Source organism: Streptomyces sp. SID8374, from assembly GCF_009865135.1.
Classification (GTDB): Bacteria; Actinomycetota; Actinomycetes; order Streptomycetales; family Streptomycetaceae; genus Streptomyces.
Genome location: NZ_WWGH01000001.1, coordinates 1,518,147 through 1,537,546, shown reverse-complemented (window position 1 = coordinate 1,537,546; position 19,400 = coordinate 1,518,147). Strand labels below are relative to the sequence as shown.

Below are 19,400 nucleotides of genomic sequence, written 5' to 3'. Positions count from 1 at the left end.
GGCCGATCACCCTACTGGCGCGTACAGCGAACGGGCGGGCGAACAGAGGAAGTTCGCCCGCCCGTCGGGAAACGGTCGCCGGGAGGTGGCCCGCCGGCCGGGGGAGCACCCGGAGAGGGCCGGACGGACGGCCGGGAACCGCCCGGACCCGGTCGCGCCGCCCGGCAGCCTCCGAGGCCTTACGCCTTCAGCGCCTTGTCCACCGCCGCAGTGAAGTCGGCCGCCGTCATCGGGGCGTTGTCGCTGCCCTCGGCCGTGACCTTCTTGCCGTCCATCTTCAGCGTCGGCGTGCCCTTGACGTCGCTCTTGTTGAACGCGGCGGACATCTTCATCGCCCAGGCGTCGTACGTACCGTCCTCGACGTCCTTCTGGAAGGCCTTGTTCCCCTTCAGGGCGTCCACCGAGTCGGCGACCTCGATGAGGTAGCTGTCCTTGGCGAACTTGTCCTCGCTCTCCTGCGGGTGGTACTTCGCGGAGTACAGCGCGGCCTTGTAGTCCAGGAACGCCTCGGGGCTCACGTTCAGCGCGGCGCCCAGCGCGCTCAGGGCGTTCTTGGAGCCCTCACCGTTGTCGGTGTTGTCGATGAAGGTCGCACCGACGTACTTGACCTTGTACTTGCCGGCCTCGACATCCTTCGCGAGGGTCTCGCCGACGCCCTGCTCGAACGTGGCGCAGACCGGGCAGCGGGAGTCCTCGTACAGCTCCAGGGTCTTCTTGGCGTCGGACTTGCCGATCACCACCGTGGTGCCGTCCTCGCCCGAGGTGTTCTTCGGCGCGGTGACGTTCTTCGCGTCGGCGGCCGCCTCCCAGGCGTCCGGCTTGTTCAGCTGCATCACGCCGTAGCTGATGCCGCCGACGACGGCGAGGGCCGCGACGACCGAGACGGCCACGATCAGCTGCTTGCGGGTGCGGTCCTTCTTGGCCTGACGCTCGCGCTCGGCGCGCAGCCGCTCACGGGCCGCTGCCTTGTTCTGCTGGGTGTTGCGCTTGCTCATGGTGGTGTTCTCCGTGCATGTGTGGGGAGTGGAAGGGTGCTGCTCGGCGTCCGGCCGTCCTGCCCTCAGGCAGCGGCGGCGTACGCGGTGAGCGGCGGCCCCCTCCGTCCCACGGAGTGCACGAGGAAGCGGGCCGGGGAGAGCGGGAGCACGCGCCCGGCGGCGCGGGGGAGACGGGCGGCGGACCGGATCGTCCCGCGCACCACGGCGACCGCGGTGAGCAGCGGCCGGAACGCCACCAGGGCCGCCGTGCGCAGCAGCCCCGCCAGCGCCGCCTCTCCGCGCCGCAGCCAGGCGGCCGCGAGCAGCCCGAGGGCCACATGGGCGGCGAGCAGCAGCCACGGCACGGCCGGACCGGGCTGCGCCAGCAGGGCCGCCGCGCGGTCGCCCGCACCGGTCACCCCGGCCAGCGGGGTGCCCACCGTGCCGACGCCCGCGAGGTGCGCCCCCCTCGCCCCGACCTCGCCGCCCCCGCAGAGCACGTCGAAGCCGACCGAGCGCAGGGGACCCGCGATGGGCCCGCCGGCCGCCCCGTAACAGAGGTGCTGGCCGGTGGTGAAGAGCGTGTCGGCCGCCAGCTCCAGCGGGACCAGGAGCCCCGCGATGGCGCCGAAGCCGCGCTCCCGGCCGGCCAGGGCGTACGCCACGGCGAAGACGGCCGCCGCGAGGAGCGCGACGGCGGTCAGCGGCAGCGGGACCCCGGAGAGCAGCACATGGGACGCCGTGGACAGGGTGACGACGAGCGCGGCGAAAAGCGCCGCGCGCACCACCCTGAGCTGCGTACCTGAGATGTCCATCGCCGGAAAGTGTGTCATGTGCGGAGGTAAGCGGACCTTAAAAGAAGCTGAGAGTCACAGCACGGCCGGATCCGGGCGGGCCTACAGGCCCGGGATCTTCCCGTTGCGGAAGAGGTCCACGAAGATCTGGTGGTCCGCGCGGGCCCGGGCCCCGTAACTGTGGGCGAAGTCGACCAGCAGCTCGCCGAACCCCTCCTCGTCGGCCGCGATGGCCGCGTCGATCGCCCGCTCCGTGGAGAAGGGCACCAGCGAGTGGCCGCTCTCGTCGTCCGCCGCCGCGTGCATGGTGGCCGTCGCCCGGCCCAGATCGGCGACGACCGCCGCGATCTCCTCCACCTCGTCGATCTCGGACCAGTCCAGATCGACCGCGTACGGCGACACCTCGGCGACCAGCTGGCCCGCCCCGTCCAGCTCGGTCCAGCCCAGCCACGGGTCAGCGTGCGCCTGGAGCGCCCGCTGCGAGATCACCGTGCGGTGACCCTCGTGCTGGAAGTAGTCCCGCACGGCGGCGTCCGTGATGTGGTGCGAGACCGCCGGGGTCTGCGCCTGCTTGAGGTAGATCACCACATCGTTCTCCAGGGCGTCGCTGTTGCCCTCCAGGAGGATGTTGTACGAGGGCAGCCCGGCCGATCCGATGCCGATGCCCCGGCGGCCCACCACGTCCTTGACCCGGTAGGAGTCGGGGCGGGTCAGACTCGACTCCGGCAGCGTCTCCAGATAGCCGTCGAACGCGGCCAGCACCTTGTACCGCGTAGCGGCGTCCAGGTCGATCGCGCCGCCGCCGTCCGCGAAGCGGCGCTCGAAGTCCCGGATCACCGTCATCGAGTCCAGCAGCGAGAAGCGGGTCAGCGAGCGGGCGGCGCGCAGCGCGTCCAGCAGCGGCCCCTCGGCGGTGTCCAGCGTGAAGGGCGGCACCTCGTCGTTCTTCGCGCCCGTCGCCAGCGCGTGGATCCGCTCCCGGTAGGCGGCGGCGAAGACCCGGACCAGGTCGGTGATCTGCTCGTCGGCCAGCGCCTTGGCGTACCCGATGAGCGCCACGGAGGCGGCGAACCGCTTCAGGTCCCAGGTGAAGGGGCCCACGTACGCCTCGTCGAAGTCGTTGACGTTGAAGACGAGGCGGCCGTTGGCGTCCATGTAGGTGCCGAAATTCTCCGCGTGCAGATCACCGTGGATCCAGACCCGGCCCGTGCGCTCGTCCAGATACGGGCCGCCGCGCTGCTCCCGCTCCAGGTCGCTGTAGAACAGGCAGGCCGTGCCCCGGTAGAAGGCGAAGGCCGAGCCCGCCATCTTGCGGAACTTGACCCGGAAGGCGGCCGGATCGGCGGCCAGCAGCTCCCCGAAGGCGGTGTCGAAAACGGCGAGAATCTGCTCCCCGCGCTGCGCTGCGCCGGTCTGCGTTTCCGACATTTCTTGCTGCCTCCTGCTGTCGTTGGCGTGGCTGGCCGGGACCGGGTCCGCCCCACTGCGAGCGTGACTGAGTGCATGACAAAACGGACGCCCGTCCCGCCCTCTCCAACGCTCGGCGATCGCGGGTAGTGCCCGCCGTCCGGGTCCGTCACGTCGTAGACTTCCACGCTGTCCCCCCGTCCGTCATCGCCCGACTTCCCGGAGGCCCGACGCCGTGACCAAGCCGCCCTTCACGCACCTGCACGTTCACACCCAGTACTCGCTGCTGGACGGTGCGGCGCGGCTCAAGGACATGTTCGAGGCGTGCAACGAGATGGGCATGTCGCACATCGCGATGACCGACCACGGCAACCTGCACGGGGCCTACGACTTCTTCCACTCGGCGACCAAGGCGGGCGTCACACCGATCATCGGCATCGAGGCGTACGTCGCCCCCGAGTCGCGTAAACACAAGCGCAAGGTGCAGTGGGGACAGCCGCACCAGAAGCGTGACGATGTGTCCGGATCCGGTGGGTACACCCACAAGACGATCTGGGCGGCGAACAAGACCGGGCTGCACAACCTCTTCCGGCTCTCCTCCGACGCGTACGCCGAGGGCTGGCTCCAGAAGTGGCCCCGGATGGACAAGGAGACCATCTCCCAGTGGTCCGAGGGGCTCATCGCCTCCACCGGCTGCCCCTCCGGCGAGGTGCAGACCCGGCTGCGGCTCGGCCAGTTCGACGAGGCGGTGCAGGCGGCCTCCGACTACAAGGACATCTTCGGCGAGGGCCGGTACTTCCTGGAGCTGATGGACCACGGCATCGAGATCGAACGCCGGGTCCGCGACGGGCTGCTGGAGATCGGCAAGAAGCTGGACATCCCGCCGCTGGTCACCAACGACTCCCACTACACGTACGCGCACGAGGCCACCGCCCACGACGCCCTGCTCTGCATCCAGACCGGCAAGAACCTCTCCGACCCGGACCGCTTCCGCTTCGACGGCACCGGCTACTACCTGAAGACGACGGACGAGATGTACGCCGTCGACTCCTCCGACGCCTGGCAGCAGGGGTGCGCCAACACCCTGCTGGTCGCCCAGCAGATCGACACCACCGGCATGTTCGAGGCGAAGAACCTCATGCCGAAGTTCGAGATCCCGGACGGCTTCACGGAGATCACCTGGTTCCAGGAGGAAGTGCGCCGGGGCATGCAGCGCCGCTTCCCGAACGGGGTCCCCGACGACCGGCAGAAGCAGGTCGAGTACGAGATGGACATCATCATCCAGATGGGGTTCCCGGGGTACTTCCTGGTCGTCGCCGACTTCATCATGTGGGCCAAGAACAACGGCATCGCGGTGGGCCCCGGCCGCGGTTCGGCGGCCGGTTCGATCGTGTCGTACGCGATGGGCATCACCGACCTCGACCCGATCGAGCACGGGCTGATCTTCGAGCGGTTCCTCAACCCCGAGCGCGTCTCCATGCCCGATGTCGACATCGACTTCGACGAGCGTAGGCGCGTCGAGGTGATCCGGTACGTGACCGAGAAGTACGGCGCCGACAAGGTCGCCATGATCGGCACGTACGGCAAGATCAAGGCGAAGAACGCCATCAAGGACTCGGCCCGGGTGCTGGGCTACCCGTACGCCATGGGCGACCGCCTCACCAAGGCGATGCCCGCCGACGTCCTCGGCAAGGGCATCGACCTCAACGGCATCACCGACCCCAAGCACCCGCGCTACAGCGAGGCGGGCGAGATCCGGGGGATGTACGAGAGCGAGCCGGACGTCAAGAAGGTCATCGACACCGCGAAGGGTGTCGAGGGCCTGGTGAGGCAGATGGGCGTGCACGCCGCCGGCGTCATCATGTCCAGCGAGCCGATCGTCGACCACGCACCGGTCTGGGTCCGGCACACCGACGGCGTCACCATCACGCAGTGGGACTACCCGCAGTGCGAGTCGCTCGGCCTGCTGAAGATGGACTTCCTCGGCCTGCGCAACCTGACGATCATGGACGACGCCATCAAGATGGTGAAGTCCAACAAGGGCATCGACCTGGAGATGCTCGCCCTGCCGCTGGACGACCCCAAGACGTACGAACTGCTCTGCCGCGGTGACACGCTCGGCGTCTTCCAGTTCGACGGCGGGCCCATGCGTTCCCTGCTCCGCCAGATGCAGCCCGACAACTTCGAGGACATCTCCGCCGTCTCGGCCCTCTACCGGCCGGGCCCGATGGGCATGAACTCGCACACGAACTACGCGGAGCGCAAGAACGGCCGCCAGGAGATCACCCCGATCCACCCGGAGCTGGAGGAGCCCCTCAAGGAGGTCCTCGGCCTCACCTACGGCCTGATCGTCTACCAGGAGCAGGTCCAGAAGGCCGCCCAGATCGTCGCCGGGTACTCGCTCGGCGAGGCCGACATCCTGCGCCGCGTGATGGGCAAGAAGAAGCCCGAGGAGCTGGCGAAGAACTTCGTCCTCTTCGAGAAGGGCGCCAAGGAGAAGGGCTTCTCCGACGCGGCGATCAAGGCCCTGTGGGACGTCCTGGTCCCGTTCGCCGGGTACGCGTTCAACAAGGCGCACTCCTCGGCGTACGGCCTGGTCACCTACTGGACCGCCTACCTCAAGGCGAACTACCCCGCCGAGTACATGGCCGCCCTGCTGACCTCGGTCAAGGACGACAAGGACAAGTCCGCGGTCTACCTCAACGAGTGCCGCCGCATGGGCATCAAGGTGCTGCCGCCCAACGTCAACGAGTCGCTGTCCAACTTCGCCGCCCAGGGCGACGACGTGATCCTCTTCGGCCTGACCGCCATCCGCAACGTCGGCCAGAACGTCGTGGACTCGATCATCCGCTCCCGCAAGGCCAAGGGGAAGTACAGCTCCTTCCCCGACTTCCTCGACAAGGTCGAGGCGGTCGTCTGCAACAAGCGCACCGTCGAATCGCTGATCAAGGCCGGCGCCTTCGACGAGATGGGCCACACCCGCAAGGGCCTCGTCGCCCACCACGAGCCGATGATCGACAACGTGGTGCAGGTCAAGCGCAAGGAGGCCGAGGGGCAGTTCGACCTCTTCGGCGGGATGGGCGAGGAGGAGAGCGACGAGCCGGGCTTCGGGCTGGACGTGGAGTTCTCCGACGTCGAGTGGGAGAAGTCCTACCTGCTCGCCCAGGAGCGGGAGATGCTCGGCCTGTACGTCTCCGACCACCCGCTCTTCGGCCTGGAGCACGTGCTCTCCGACAAGGCCGACGCCTCGATCTCCCAGCTCATGGGCGGCGACTACAGCGACGGATCGATCGTCACCGTCGGCGGCATCATCTCCGGCCTCCAGCGCAAGATGACCAAGCAGGGCAACGCCTGGGCCATCGCCACCGTGGAGGACCTGGCGGGCTCCATCGAGTGCATGTTCTTCCCCGCCACCTACCAGCTGGTCTCCACCCAGCTCGTCGAGGACACCGTCGTCTTCGTCAAGGGCCGCCTCGACAAGCGCGAGGACGTGCCCCGGCTGGTCGCCATGGAGATGCAGGTCCCCGACATCTCCAACGCCGGGACCAACGCGCCCGTCGTCCTCACCATCCCCACCGTGAAGATCACCCCGCCGATGGTCACCCGGCTCGGCGAGGTGCTCAGCCACCACCGGGGCGACACCGAGGTGCGCATCAAGCTCCAAGGCCCCCGCAAGACCACCGTCCTGCGCCTGGACCGCCACCGGGTCAAGGCCGACTCGGCCCTCTTCGGCGATCTGAAGGTGCTGCTCGGCCCGTCCTGCCTGGCCGGCTGAGCCCGGGGGCTTCGAACGGCGTACGAAGACGAGAGGGGCGTCCCGCACCGTGCGGGACGCCCCTCTCGTGCATGACCGCGAGCGGCCGACGCGTCAGTTGTGACCGAAGCGCCGCTGGTGCTTGCGCGCCACGTCGGACGGGCTGCCCTGGGACTGCGACTGCGGCTGGGCCTGCGACTCGAACGCCGTCGACTTGGCCTGCTCGGCGCTACGCTCCGACGCGGACGCGCGATCGTGCTGGCTGCCCTGCTTGCGGTTCTTGTTCTTGGCCATGGTGAATGCCTCCTGTGGGGAATCCTGGGGGGCCAGGACCATCGTCAGACTCACATAGCGCCGCAAACCGTGCATGTTGGATCATTACCGTGCGTAGCGGTATCCGCAGCGAGGGTCGTTCCGGCTCTGATCCCCAGACCTTTTCCAGCCCTTTCCCGATTCGCCACGCCGATGATCGAGTTCCGGCCGTTAACCCCTGCACGGTCGGGCAGACTCGAAAGAAACCCTGGGTAAGCGGACCCGGTCATCGAGGGGCGGGCCGCTGAACCGTTCCCGAATTCCTGGAAGAGGGTGGAACGCGTGGACCGTTGCGTCGTCCTGGTGGACGCCGGCTACTTGCTGGGCGCAGCCGCGAGTCTGCTGGCCGGAGAGCCCGCCCGTTCCCGCATCACCGTCGACCACGCGGCCCTCATCCAGGGGCTGCGCGAGCGCGCCGAGGCCGATACGCAGCAGCCGCTGCTGCGGATCTACTGGTTCGACGGCGCCCCCGACCGGGTGCCCCAGCCCGAGCACCGCAGGCTCCGGGTGATGCCCCGGGTGACCGTGCGGCTGGGAGCCCTGACCCGCAGCGACGGACGCTGGGCGCAGAAGGGCGTGGACGCCGCCATGCACGCCGAACTGACCGAGCTGGCCCGGAACCGGGCCTGTTCGGATGTGGTCCTGGTGACCGGCGACGGCGATCTGCTGCCCGGCCTGATGTCCGCCAAGGAGCACGGGGTCGCCGTCCACCTGTGGGCCGTCCAGGCCGCCGACGGCGACTACAACCAGTCCGAGGACCTCGTCGCCGAGGCGGACGAACGCCGCGTCCTGGACCGGGCCTGGATCACCAAGGCCGTCCGCGCCAAGGACACCGGCGGCAACTGCGCCCCGCCGCCCGCCCCGCGCCCCGAGATCGCCGCCATCCTCTCCGCCCCGCTGCCCGAGGCCGCCCTCGCCGCCTCCGCCGAGCGGGCCTCCGAGGCGGCGCAGGCAGCCCAGGCCGCCGCCGCCCGCAACGGCCCCGCCGCACCCGCCGAGCCCGGCCCCTCCGAGCCCGAGCCCGCCCCCGGCCACAAGACCGTCCCCACCCCCAAGGACCTCGCCGCCCTCCGCGCCCACGCCACCCACCCCGACCGGACGGCCGCCCAGAACGCGGCCCCGGCCAACGCCACCCTGCGCTGGTCCTCCGACAAGGGCTGGGTGGAGCGCTCAGGCCCCCTCGGCGAACCGGCCGAGACCGCCTCCCTGCCGACCCTCGCCCAGCTCACCAGCGCCGAACAGCGCTGGGCCGACCGGGAGGAGGACATCACCACCGTCGGCGGCGACCCCTTCGAGGTCGGCCAGGTCTTCGCCCGCCGCTGGATGGAACGCCTCCCGGAGACCGTCCACCTCCAGAAGCTCTCCACCATGTACCCCCGCATCCCGCACCGCATCGACGGCGAACTCCTGCGGTACGCGGCCCGCTTCGGCCTCCTCGCCCACAAGGACGACCAGATCGACGAGCACGACCGCTACGCGATCCGGGCCGGGTTCTGGCGCGAGATCGACGTGCGCGCGGCGGCGGAGCACGTGCCCGCGGGGGAGTAGGGGCGTACGAGGGCGCGAACAGGGGTGTACGGAGGCTCCGCGACGCGGGGTGGCCCCGGGCGCAAACCGGGGCGTGTGACCCCGTACCCTCGTACCTCGTGAGTACGGGCACAGCACAGGCGCAGAGCGACACCGGCACCGTGTGCGCGGTGCGTGACCTCGTCAAGACCTATCCCGCCGTCCGGGGCCGCCGCGGCGCGCCCGCCACCCCCGAGGTGCGGGCCACCGACGGGATCAGCCTCGACGTCGAACGCGGCGAGATCTTCGGACTGCTCGGCCCCAACGGCGCCGGCAAGTCCACCCTGGTCCGCCAGCTCACCGGGCTGATGCGCCCCGACTCCGGCTCCGTCGAGGTCCTCGGCCACGACCTCGTACGCCACCCCGAGCGGGCCTCCCGGCTGATCGGCTACCTCGGGCAGGAGTCCACCGCCCTCGACGAGCTGACCGTCTCCCTGGCCGCCGAGACCACCGGACGGCTGCGCGGCCTCCACCTCCGCGAGGCGCGCGCCGAACGCGACGCCGTACTGGAGGAGCTCGGCCTCACCGAGCTGGCCGGGCGGCCCCTGAAGAAGCTCTCCGGCGGTCAGCGCAGGCTCGCCTGCTTCGCCGCCACGCTCGTCGGGGACCGGCCCGTGCTGGTCCTGGACGAGCCCACGACCGGCATGGATCCGGTGGCCCGGCGGGCCGTCTGGGCCGCCGTCGACCGCCGCCGGGCCGAGCGCGGCGCCACCGTCCTGCTCGTCACCCACAACGTCATCGAGGCCGAGACCGTCCTCGACCGGGTCGCCGTCCTGGAGCGCGGCCGGGTCATCGCCTGCGACACCCCCTCCGGGCTCAAGGAGAAGGTCGCGGGCGAGGTCCGCGTCGAGTTGATGTGGCGTGAGCGGGCCCCGCTGGACGTCCCGGAGGTCGCGGCGCTGCGCCCGTCCGCCCAGGAGTCCGGGCGGCGCTGGGTGCTGCGGCTCAGCCCCGACGAGGCCCGGGCCGCGGTCGCCGCGGTGACGGGCGGCGCGGCCTTCGCCGCCCTCGACGATTTCACCCTGGCCACACCCAGCCTGGAAGATGTGTACCTGGCGCTCGGGGGAGACGCGGCCAATGCGAGCAAGGGGCTGGTGAAGGCGTGAGGATCCGGGGACGCGGGGCGCGGACGCTGAACGGCGTACAGGCGCCGTACGTATTGCGGTACGTGGTGGCGGGCGCGGTGGATGTACTGGACGGGTGTAAGGGGAGCGGCCTCAGGTGACGAGCATCATTCCGGCCCGGACCGCACCGTCGCGGCCCCGGCCCCTGCCCCGCCCCTCCGGCCCCGGCTCCGCCGCGCGGACCGTGCCCGCCCCGCTCGCGCCGCGCGCCCGGCTGCTGCCCTCGCTGGCCGCCGTCTACCGCGCCCAGCTCTCCCGGGCGCGGGTCGCCCGGATCCCGCTGCTCTTCGTGGCGACCTTCCAGTCCGTCGGGATCATGGTCCTGATGCGCGGTGTCGTCGACGGCGGGTCCGAGGCGCGTGCGGTGGTCGCCGGCTCCAGCGTGCTGGTCGTGGCGTTCGTCGCGCTCAATCTGCTCGCCCAGTACTTCGGCCAGCTGCGGGCGGGCGGCGGACTCGACCACTACGCCACGCTGCCGGTGCCGCCCGCCGCCGTGGTGCTGGGGGCGGCGGCCGCGTACGCCTCGTTCACCGTGCCCGGCACGGTCTTCACGGCGATCACCGGGAGCGTGCTCTTCCAGCTCCCGATGACCCATCTGTGGGTCCTGGTCGCCGTCATCCCGCTCTCCGGCGCCGCACTGGCCGGTCTGGGCGCGGCCCTCGGGCTGCTCGCCCCGCGCCAGGAGCTGGCCACCCTGCTGGGGCAGCTCGGCATGTCCGCCGCCCTGCTGCTCGGGGTGCTGCCGGCCGACCGGCTGCCGGAGCCGGTGGGGTGGGCGCGTGATCTGCTGCCCTCGACGTACGGGGTCGAGGCGCTGGCCCGCTCCTTCGACGCCTCGCCGGACTGGGGCATGATCGGCTTCTTCCTCGCCGTCTGCGCGGTGGTGGGGGTGCTGTCGCTGGCGGTGGCCACGTGGGCGTACCGGCGGGCGGCCGTACGGTAGGTGGCGCCGCTGGTGTGCCCCGTACGCACGGGTGCGGCATCCGGTGAGGCGCCGCACAGGGTGGCCTGGCACGATGGCACGGTGACCGCACCTCTGACGCCGCCTCACCAGCCGGACCCCCACGATCCGTGGCAGTCCCCGCCCTCGGGATCCCACCTCGCGCCCGCCTTCGGCTCGCCCGACGACCCGGACACGGCGACGGAGCTCCGTCAGACCGGGGTGGTCGTCGTCCTCGTGGCGCTCGCCGGGATCGCGCTCGGGCTGCTGTGGCTGTGGCTGGCCCCCCGGGTCCCCCTGGTCTCCGACGGCAGCGCCGTCTTCCTGGAGAACAGCGAGGGCGAGGAGGCGATCGGGGCGGACGGAACGTTTGTCCTGCTGGCGGCCGGGTTCGGCGTGCTGTCGGCGGCGGCCGTCTTCTGGCGGCTGCGGCGGGGCGGTGTCTTCGTCGTGGTGGGCCTGGCGCTGGGCGGAGTGCTCGGCTCGCTGCTGGCCTGGCGGGTCGGGGTCTGGCTGGGCCCCTCCTCCGACGTGGTGGCCCGGGCGCGGGAGGCCGGCAAGGGGGTCGTCTTCGACGCGCCGCTGGAGCTGCACGCGGTGGCGGTGGCGGTGCTGGTGTGGCCGTTCGTGGCGCTGGCCCTGCATCTGCTGCTGACGGCGGCGTTCGGGCCTCGGGACCCTGAGCCGGAGTGGTCGGGGGCGGGGTGGTCGTCGTACTACGGGGGGCCGGGGGCGGAGGGGCCGACGGCTGGGCCCGCTGGGCCGCCTGTGCCCCCGCCGCCGGGCGGGGGTTCGGGGGCGTCGTGAACGTGCGGGTGGGGCGCCCGCGGCGGGCTGTTCCCCTACCCGCCCCTTCCCGAAACCGGGGCTGCGCCCCGGGCCCCGCTTCGTCCTCAAGCGCCGGACGGGCTACAGACAGCCCCGCCGGCGTTTGAGGCGCGGGGGCAGCGCCCCCGGGTGGGCCTAGAGGCGCCCGATCTCCGCGAACACCGCCCCCGTCAGCCTCGCCAGGTCCTCCGCCGACAGCTCCACCTCCAGGCCCCGGCGCCCCGCCGACACGCAGATCGTCGGGTGCGACCGGGCCGACGCGTCCAGCACCGTACGCAGGCGTTTGCGCTGGCCCAGGGGGGAGATGCCGCCGCGTACGTAGCCCGTGGTGCGTTCCGCCGCCGCCGGGTCCGCCATCGTGGCGCGTTTGCCGCCCACCGCCGCGGCCAGGGCCTTGAGGTCCAGGGAGCCGGCCACCGGGACGACCGCGACCGTCAGTTCGCCGTCGACCTCCGCGACCAGGGTCTTGAAGACCCGGTCGGCGGAGACGCCCAGGGCCTCGGCGGCCTCCTCGCCGTAGGAGGGAGCCGCCGGGTCGTGGTCGTAGGCGTGGACCGTGAAGGCGGTGCCCGCCTGGGTCAGGGCGACCGTGGCGGGGGTGCCGCCCGACTGTTTCTTCGGCTTCTTCGCCACGGGAAGGGGTCCTTGTTCAGTTGGGGTGCGTCGGGGCGCGGGTCAGGTCCGGCGCGGGGAGCGAGGGCAGGTGGCGGATGACCGCCGTTTCCCGGCGCAGCAGCGTCAGCTCCTCGCGCAGGCGGGTCGCGGTGTCCGGGGCCTGGAGGAGGCGCTGCTTGGTGGGGATGTCCAGGACGGTGGCCGCCGCGACCAGGTAGGAGACGACGGAGGGGTCGTCGGGCAGCTCGGAGCCGGTGGCGAGGGAGCGTTCGGTCGCTCCCGCCAGACGCTTCTGGTAGGAGCGGAACGCCCGCAGGACGCCCTCGGCGAGGGCTCCGGCCTCGTCGGCCTCGTCCTCGGCGGGCGGCTCCTCGGTCACCTCCTCGACCTCGGCGCTCAGGTACGGGCCGCTCGCGTCGATTGAGAGCAGCCTGACCCGGGTGGTGCCGGTGGCCAGGACCTCGAAGCTGCCGTCGGGGCGTTCGCGGATGGTCGCCGCGTCGGCGATGCAGCCGACCCGGTGGAAGGTCTGGATGGGGTCGGGGCCGAAGCCCTCGGCGGGGGCGCGCTCGGCGGGGGGTGCGGAGGCGACGGGGTCCGGCATGCCGGTGCCCGTCACCGCGGTCTCGCGGCCGTCGCGGATGGCGACCACGACGAAGCGGCGAGGTTCGTCCTCGTCGCTCTTCAGCAGCTCCCGCATCATGGCGCGATAACGCTCCTCGAAGACGTTGAGCGGCAGCACGAGGCCGGGGAACAGCACCGCGTTGAGCGGGAAAAGGGGAAGACGGGCGGTGGTCACAACGCTCAAGCGTAATGGCCGCGCGGACGTCCGCGGTCGGCCCGGTTCCGCAGGGGGGTCACGGAGGCCACCTGGAGCCGTGCGCCGTCCCGTGCGTCGAGGAACCGGCCCAGCGCGTCGTCGGAGACCGAGGACCACGGGAACGACGTCGCGTGCTGCCCGATCAGCGTGAACTGCTCCAGCGCCTCGGCCCAGCGCCCACGGGCGAGGAGTACGTACGCGAGGAGGTTGCGGACCTCGGCGGGCCACGGGTCGCCGGGCCGGTAGGCGGCCGAGAGCCGGATGGCCGCGTCGGCGGCCGCGTCGATCCGCTCCTCCAGTACGGAGGTGGTCCGGCCCGCCGCCTGGGTGTCCAGGAGGAGCGCGAAGGCCGCCCGGACCGGCAGGGCCTGCACCAGGGAGTCCGGTACGGCGTCCTCGGCGGCCCGCTCGGCGAAGTCGAAGCACTCGCGGTGCGAGCCGTACCAGGCGGCCGAGAGGTAGCGCAGCGCCGCCACATGGCAGCCGTAGTGGTGCGCGGAGCGCCGTATCGCCTGTTCCCACAGCGACTCGAAGGCGGTGTGCGTGGCGTGGGTGCCGCGCGCGTGGTCCAGGGCGAGCCGCCAGGGCACCGGGTCGCGCGGGTCCGCCTCGGCGGCGGCGGTGATCAGCGGGCCGACCTCGTGGAGCCGCTCCGCGCGGGCGGGCGACTCCCAGGCCAGGCGGACCGCGAGCTCCGCCTTGACCAGCAGGGCGTCGGGGTCGCGCGGGGCGGCGGCCAGCCAGTCGGTGAGCCAGCCGTCCCGGTGGCGGGCGAAGGTGACGAGCCGGCCGAGGTAGCGGTCCCGGTTCTCCCAGTCGGCGGCGTCACGGGTGGTGGACAGGAGCTTGGCGGCCGGTTCGGGGTCGCCGAGGGCAGCGGCCACCAGCGCCGGGGAGAGCCGCTCGTCGGGGGCGTCGAGCAGCACGGCGTCATCCGCGGGCAGTCCGGCGGACAGCGGAGGGCTGTGCCGGATCATGCGCGCGGTACTGAGCAGAGCGCGAAGGAAGGCCATGGTGCAGACCATTGAAAAGCGCTGGTGAGGGCCGCGCCAGGGGTGCGCTGTGAAGCTTCTGTGCCGAGTGGATGGGTTGTATCAGGCCGGGTCAAGAAAGGGCAAAGGAAATGTCCGGCGGTGGCTTGAACATGACCCTCCGGGCACCTCGTCACCGTCACCCCAGCCGTCCCGCACATCCCTCGGACCCGCCGGTCCCGGCCGCTTCCACCCTCTTCGAGCTGCCCTTTCGGTCAGCCCCTGCGCAGCAGCCGGGAGGCGCCGGCGGCCACCGTCGTGGCCAATATCCACCCCACGAGCACCAGAGCGGCCGCCGCCCACTGCCAGCCGCCCTCCATCCGCCAGTAACCGTCCTGGCCGAGGTTGATCACCGGGATCAGGAGGTCCAGCGCGTAGAGCGCCGGATTCCACAGCGGCGACTCGCCGTCCTTGATCGACGCCGGGTCGTACTGCGAGAAGGCCGCCGTGCCCGCCGCCCACAGCACCGCCATCCACACCGCCGCCCGCCCTGGCCGGTACCCGTACGCCACCGTCCAGTCCTGGAGGAACCCCCAGGCCTTCGCGGCGGGCGGCAGCGTCTCCCGGCGGCGGCGCTGCTTGGCCAGCAGCACCTCCCGCGCGTCCGCGTCCTCACCGCTGCCGCGCAGCACCGTCGCCAGGCGCTCGTACGGCTCGGGCACATACTCCGGGGTCGCCGCCAGCACCCACTCCAGCCGCCGCGAGAGCGGGAAGTGGCCGTAGGGGACGAGGTTCTCGTAGACGAAACCGCCCATCGCCAGGCCGCCGGGCCCCGGCCAGCTGGTGGAGAGGTCGATCAGGGTCACCACCTTCGCCCCGTTCAGTACGACCCGGCCCTCCTCCGGCCGCTCCGCGTTGAACCGCAGCTCCGGCGTGACGATCCTGCGCAGCGACAGCTCCTCCTGCCGGGTCATCGAGAACCGGGCCTTGTGCAGGTCCACCGCGTCCCCGAACCGCCCGTCGTCCAGCCGCACCCCGCCCTTGCACTCGAAGATCTGCGACCGGGTCCCGCGCGCCGGAGTCGGGGCGTAGACCACGCCGTACGGGGGAGTCGTGCCCTGGTTCCCGGTGTCGACGCTCACCCACGCCTCGGTCATGTAGAGCGTGCGCTCCACCGTCAGCTGCGGCGCGTTCAGCGCGCGCCGGTCCTCCGCCGCCCGCAGATGGCTGCCGCGCAGACTCAGCGAACCGCCCACCTTCGCCCCGCGCAGGCTCAGCTCCCCGTGCGTCTCGATCATCTCGGCCTGAAGGTCCTGGGCGACCGACATACCGTCCCCGACGAACGCCCTGCCGTGCCGGTCGGGCCCCACGCTGAGCTGGTTGATCAGCAGGTCCGTGCCGATCTGGGCGTCGGTGAGCCGGATGCCCCGGTCGATCCGGCAGCGCGGCAGATGCAGATCGCCCTCCGTGTGCAGCCGGGCCGCCTCCAGCCGGGGCAGCAGACAGCCCACCATCCGCAACGTCGTGAAGTGGCACTCCGGCAGCACCACCTCCTGCTCGAAACGGCACCCCGTCAGCTCCACGTACGGCGAGACCCGGCCGCCCGCCAGGTCCAGCTTCCCGGTGATCCGCACCCCCCGGAGCTTGAGCGCCGGCACCCGGCCCGGCCGCGCGGGCGGCCCGCTCAGCAGCAGCCGCGCCACCGTCCGCGCCCCGACACTCCGCTCGGGTCCCCAGTTGTGCGGGGCGAACGGATCGTTGCGGCTGGAGTCGTAGGTGCGTAAGTCGTACGTCGTCCCGTTGCGGAAGGACTGCCACATGCCCAGCTCCGCTGCGCTGAGTCCGTCCGGGATATCGCCTTCGTGCGGCTCGGTCACGGCCGCTCCCTCCGTGCACACATGCTGTAGTGCTGTTCTTCCCTCTGCGTGACGCCGTGAAAGCTATCGGTCAGCAGTGACAAGGGGGCATGGCCCGAGATGGCTGAGACATGTATCAGCCAGTGATACGGGCGACCGGCGCTCCTGAGCGGTCTGCGAGAATTGCGGTGTGATCTCTCGAATCGACTTGCGCGGTGACACCCTCCCCGAGGGTGCCGCCCTGCGTGACCTGCTGCCCCGTGCCGAGTTCGACGTGGAAGCCGCCCTGGAGACGGTGCGGCCCATCTGCGAGGACGTACGCCATCGTGGCTCGGCGGCAGTGATCGAGTGGGGGGAGAAGTTCGACGGTGTCCGGATCGCATCGGTCCGGGTGCCCGCCGAGGCGCTGACGAAGGCCCTGGACGAGCTGGACCCGGCCGTCCGCGCGGCCCTGGAGGAGTCGATCCGCCGCGCCCGCCTCGTCCACCGCGAGCAGCGCCGCACCACGCACACCACCCAGGTCGTCCCCGGCGGCACCGTCACCGAGAAGTGGGTCCCGGTCGAACGCGTGGGGCTCTACGTCCCCGGCGGCCGCTCGGTCTACCCCTCCTCCGTCGTGATGAACGTCGTCCCGGCCCAGGAGGCGGGCGTCGAGGGCATCGCCGTGGCCTCCCCGCCGCAGAAGGACTTCGACGGGCTGCCGCACCCCACGATCCTCGCCGCCTGCGCCCTGCTCGGCGTGGACGAGGTGTACGCGGCGGGCGGTGCCCAGGCCGTCGCGATGTTCGCGTACGGCACCGAGGACTGCCTCCCGGTCAACCTGGTCACCGGCCCCGGCAACATCTATGTCGCCGCCGCCAAGCGCCTCCTCAAGGGCCGCATCGGCATCGACGCCGAGGCCGGGCCCACCGAGATCGCGATCCTCGCCGACGCCACCGCCGACCCGGTGCACGTCGCCGCCGACCTGATCAGCCAGGCCGAGCACGACCCGATGGCCGCCGCCGTCCTGGTCACCGACTCCGAGGAGCTGGCCGCCGCCACCGAGGCGGAGCTCGCCCCGCAGGTCGCCGCGACCAAGCACATCAAGGACCGCATCGAACCCGCCCTTGCCGGGCGCCAGTCCGCGATCGTCCTGGTCTCGTCCATCGAGGACGGCCTCAAGGTCGTCGACGCGTACGGCGCCGAGCACCTGGAGATCCAGACCGCCGAGGCCGCCGCCGTCGCCGACCGGGTCCGCAACGCCGGAGCGATCTTCGTCGGCCCCTGGGCCCCCGTCTCGCTCGGCGACTACTGCGCCGGCTCCAACCACGTCCTGCCCACCGGCGGCTGCGCCTGCCACTCCTCGGGCCTCTCCGTGCAGTCCTTCCTGCGCGGCATCCACATCGTCGACTACACCCGCGACGCGCTCGCCGAGGTCACCCACCATGTCGTGACCCTCGCCGAGGCGGAGGACCTCCCCGCCCACGGCGCAGCGCTCAAGGCACGGTTCGGATGGAAGGTCCCCCAGCAGTGACGAACGGCAGCACCACCCCCCGTGACGCAGGGACCGCCGGGAGCAAGGCGCTCAACCCCTGGGACGAGCTCCCCATCCGCGACGAGCTGCGCGGCCAGTCCCCGTACGGCGCACCCCAACTCGACGTCCCCGTACGCCTCAACACCAACGAGAACCCCTACCCGCTCCCCGAAGCCCTGGTCGACCGCATCGCCGAGCGGGTCCGCGAGGCCGCCCGCGGTCTCAACCGCTACCCCGACCGGGACGCCGTGGAGCTCCGCACCGAGCTGGCCCGCTACCTCACCCGCACCGCCGGGCACGAGGTGACAGCAGCACACGTGTGGGCGGCCAACGGCTCCAACGAGGTTCTCCAGCAGCTGCTCCAGACCTTCGGCGGCCCCGGGCGCACCGCGATCGGCTTCGAACCCTCGTACTCGATGCACGCCCTGATCTCCCGGGGCACCGGCACCGGCTGGATCTCCGGCCCGCGCAACGACGACTTCACCATCGACGTCGAGGCCGCCCGCGCCGCCATCGCCGAGCACCGCCCCGAGGTCGTCTTCATCACCTCGCCCAACAACCCCACCGGCACCGCCGTGGACGCCGACACCGTCCTCGCGCTGTACGACGCCGCCCAGGCCGCCGGGCCCTCGATCGTCGTCGTCGACGAGGCGTACGGCGAGTTCAGCCACCACCCCTCGCTGCTCCCGCTGATCGAGGGCCGCCGCGAGCTGATCGTCTCCCGGACCATGTCCAAGGCGTTCGGCGCGGCCGGACTGCGCCTGGGCTACCTCGCCGCCGACCCCGCCGTGGTCGACGCCGTCCAGCTGGTGCGGCTGCCGTACCACCTCTCCTCGATCACCCAGGCCACCGCGCTCGCCGCCCTGGAGCACACCGATACGCTGCTCGGGTACGTCGCGCAGCTCAAGAGCGAGCGCGACCGGCTGGTGGCCGAGCTGCGCGCCACCGGCTACGAGGTCACCGAGTCGGACGCCAACTTCGTCCAGTTCGGCCGCTTCGACGACAGCCACGCCGTCTGGCAGCAGATCCTCGACCGGGGCGTCCTGGTCCGGGACAACGGCGTACCGGGATGGCTGCGGGTCACCGCGGGAACCCCGGCAGAGAACGACGCGTTCCTCGATGCGGTACGCGAACTCAAGAAGGAGCACGACGCATGAGCCCCCGCGTAGGCCGCGTGGAACGCACCACGAAGGAAACGTCCGTGCTGGTCGAGATCAACCTCGACGGCACCGGAAAGGTCGATGTCGCCACCGGGGTCGGCTTCTACGACCACATGCTGGACCAGCTCGGCCGGCACGGCCTCTTCGACCTCACGGTCAAGACCGAGGGCGACCTGCACATCGACAGCCACCACACCATCGAGGACACCGCGCTCGCGCTCGGTGCCGCCTTCAAGCAGGCCCTCGGCGACAAGGTCGGCATCTACCGCTTCGGCAACTGCACCGTCCCGCTGGACGAGTCGCTCGCCCAGGTCACCGTCGACCTCTCCGGCCGCCCCTACCTCGTGCACACCGAGCCCGAGAAGATGGCGCCGATGATCGGCGAGTACGACACGACGATGACCCGGCACATCCTGGAGTCCTTCGTCGCCCAGGCGCAGATCGCCCTGCACGTCCACGTGCCGTACGGGCGCAACGCCCACCACATCGTGGAGTGCCAGTTCAAGGCGCTCGCCCGCGCCCTGCGGTACGCCTGTGAGCACGACCCGCGCGCCGCCGGCATCCTGCCCTCCACGAAGGGCGCGCTGTGACCGGCCTCAACACCATCCTGATCGTCGTCGGCCTCTTCCTGGCCGGCGGCGTCTACTCCTTCGCCAAGCAGGGGATGCCCAAGGGCGTCATCGTGCTGCTGTCGATCGGCTCCGTGATGTGCCTGGTGGCGGGCATCCTGCGGATCCAGGGCCTGTGGGACTGAGGACAGGTA

The 19,400-nt window shown here is 71.5% G+C and carries 17 protein-coding genes; 9 read left to right on the top strand and 8 right to left on the bottom strand.

Annotated elements, in window-relative coordinates; translation table 11 throughout:
- Window positions 1-179: 179 nt before the first annotated feature.
- The 3 genes from GTY67_RS06905 to GTY67_RS06895 form a co-directional block, all read right to left on the bottom strand.
- Entirely contained in the window at window positions 180-995 is an 816-nt protein-coding gene (locus tag GTY67_RS06905; protein WP_161278105.1) for a DsbA family protein, read from the bottom strand.
- A gap of 65 nt (window positions 996-1,060) precedes the next feature.
- Entirely contained in the window at window positions 1,061-1,792 is a 732-nt protein-coding gene (locus tag GTY67_RS06900; protein WP_161278104.1) for a hypothetical protein, read from the bottom strand.
- 81 nt (window positions 1,793-1,873) lie between these two features.
- Complete coding sequence (locus tag GTY67_RS06895) at window positions 1,874-3,199, bottom strand: DUF2252 domain-containing protein (protein WP_093686675.1); 1,326 nt, start codon at window positions 3,197-3,199, stop codon at window positions 1,874-1,876.
- 214 nt (window positions 3,200-3,413) lie between these two features.
- Between GTY67_RS06895 and dnaE the strand changes: the two genes are divergently transcribed.
- Window positions 3,414-6,953, top strand: a complete 3,540-nt coding sequence (dnaE, locus tag GTY67_RS06890) for a DNA polymerase III subunit alpha (protein WP_093686676.1) — start codon at window positions 3,414-3,416, stop codon at window positions 6,951-6,953.
- Between the two features lie 93 nt (window positions 6,954-7,046).
- Here the strand turns inward: dnaE and GTY67_RS06885 are convergent, their stop codons facing one another.
- Window positions 7,047-7,226 (bottom strand): hypothetical protein, encoded by a 180-nt coding sequence (locus GTY67_RS06885; RefSeq protein ID WP_093686692.1) that lies wholly within the window; start codon window positions 7,224-7,226, stop codon window positions 7,047-7,049.
- A 291-nt stretch (window positions 7,227-7,517) separates the two neighbouring features.
- Between GTY67_RS06885 and GTY67_RS06880 the strand changes: the two genes are divergently transcribed.
- The 4 genes from GTY67_RS06880 (at window position 7,518) to GTY67_RS06865 (ending at window position 11,681) form a co-directional block, all read left to right on the top strand.
- Window positions 7,518-8,792: an NYN domain-containing protein gene (locus tag GTY67_RS06880; protein WP_343238645.1), complete on the top strand. Its 1,275-nt coding sequence runs from the start codon at window positions 7,518-7,520 to the stop codon at window positions 8,790-8,792.
- 140 nt (window positions 8,793-8,932) lie between these two features.
- Window positions 8,933-9,916, top strand: a complete 984-nt coding sequence (locus tag GTY67_RS06875) for an ABC transporter ATP-binding protein (RefSeq protein ID WP_109167554.1) — start codon at window positions 8,933-8,935, stop codon at window positions 9,914-9,916.
- 115 nt (window positions 9,917-10,031) lie between these two features.
- The gene (locus GTY67_RS06870) at window positions 10,032-10,877 is read left to right on the top strand and encodes an ABC transporter permease (protein WP_093686678.1); all 846 of its coding nucleotides are present in this window, start codon (window positions 10,032-10,034) and stop codon (window positions 10,875-10,877) included.
- A gap of 60 nt (window positions 10,878-10,937) precedes the next feature.
- Window positions 10,938-11,681, top strand: coding sequence for an ABC transporter permease (locus GTY67_RS06865; RefSeq protein ID WP_161278102.1), 744 nt, complete (start codon window positions 10,938-10,940; stop codon window positions 11,679-11,681).
- A 156-nt stretch (window positions 11,682-11,837) separates the two neighbouring features.
- Here GTY67_RS06865 and ybaK read toward each other — a convergent pair whose 3' ends face one another.
- From ybaK to GTY67_RS06845, 4 genes are all read right to left on the bottom strand, one after another.
- The gene (ybaK, locus tag GTY67_RS06860) at window positions 11,838-12,335 is read right to left on the bottom strand and encodes a Cys-tRNA(Pro) deacylase (RefSeq protein WP_161278101.1); all 498 of its coding nucleotides are present in this window, start codon (window positions 12,333-12,335) and stop codon (window positions 11,838-11,840) included.
- Between the two features lie 16 nt (window positions 12,336-12,351).
- Window positions 12,352-13,116: an LON peptidase substrate-binding domain-containing protein gene (locus tag GTY67_RS06855; protein WP_161278100.1), complete on the bottom strand. Its 765-nt coding sequence runs from the start codon at window positions 13,114-13,116 to the stop codon at window positions 12,352-12,354.
- 5 nt (window positions 13,117-13,121) lie between these two features.
- On the bottom strand, window positions 13,122-14,162 hold the full coding sequence (locus tag GTY67_RS06850; RefSeq protein WP_093686682.1) for a hypothetical protein: 1,041 nt from the start codon (window positions 14,160-14,162) through the stop codon (window positions 13,122-13,124).
- A 221-nt stretch (window positions 14,163-14,383) separates the two neighbouring features.
- Window positions 14,384-15,985, bottom strand: coding sequence for an oxidoreductase (locus GTY67_RS06845; RefSeq protein ID WP_161278099.1), 1,602 nt, complete (start codon window positions 15,983-15,985; stop codon window positions 14,384-14,386).
- A 169-nt stretch (window positions 15,986-16,154) separates the two neighbouring features.
- Between GTY67_RS06845 and hisD the strand changes: the two genes are divergently transcribed.
- Genes hisD through GTY67_RS34460 form a run of 4 tightly spaced genes read left to right on the top strand, consistent with a single transcriptional unit; the run spans window position 16,155 to window position 19,391 of the window.
- On the top strand, window positions 16,155-17,477 hold the full coding sequence (gene hisD / locus GTY67_RS06840; RefSeq protein WP_161278098.1) for a histidinol dehydrogenase: 1,323 nt from the start codon (window positions 16,155-16,157) through the stop codon (window positions 17,475-17,477).
- On the top strand, window positions 17,474-18,634 hold the full coding sequence (locus tag GTY67_RS06835) for a histidinol-phosphate transaminase (RefSeq protein WP_256062141.1): 1,161 nt from the start codon (window positions 17,474-17,476) through the stop codon (window positions 18,632-18,634). The genes hisD and GTY67_RS06835 overlap by 4 nt, the downstream gene beginning before the upstream one ends.
- A complete protein-coding gene (gene hisB, locus GTY67_RS06830) occupies window positions 18,631-19,227 on the top strand; it encodes an imidazoleglycerol-phosphate dehydratase HisB (protein WP_093686685.1) in 597 nt (198 codons plus the stop codon). Before GTY67_RS06835 ends, hisB begins: the two co-directional genes overlap by 4 nt.
- Window positions 19,224-19,391, top strand: coding sequence for a hypothetical protein (locus GTY67_RS34460; protein ID WP_003969742.1), 168 nt, complete (start codon window positions 19,224-19,226; stop codon window positions 19,389-19,391). Before hisB ends, GTY67_RS34460 begins: the two co-directional genes overlap by 4 nt.
- Window positions 19,392-19,400 lie beyond the last annotated feature (9 nt).

Coding starts and splice junctions, on each gene's coding strand:
- GTY67_RS06905 (WP_161278105.1), bottom strand. CDS start 995: ATGAGCAAGCGCAACACCCAGCAGAACAAGGCAGCGGCCCGTGAGCGG.
- GTY67_RS06900 (WP_161278104.1), bottom strand. CDS start 1,792: ATGGACATCTCAGGTACGCAGCTCAGGGTGGTGCGCGCGGCGCTTTTC.
- GTY67_RS06895 (WP_093686675.1), bottom strand. CDS start 3,199: ATGTCGGAAACGCAGACCGGCGCAGCGCAGCGCGGGGAGCAGATTCTC.
- GTY67_RS06885 (WP_093686692.1), bottom strand. CDS start 7,226: ATGGCCAAGAACAAGAACCGCAAGCAGGGCAGCCAGCACGATCGCGCG.
- GTY67_RS06850 (WP_093686682.1), bottom strand. CDS start 14,162: ATGGTCTGCACCATGGCCTTCCTTCGCGCTCTGCTCAGTACCGCGCGC.
- hisB (WP_093686685.1), top strand. CDS start 18,631: ATGAGCCCCCGCGTAGGCCGCGTGGAACGCACCACGAAGGAAACGTCC.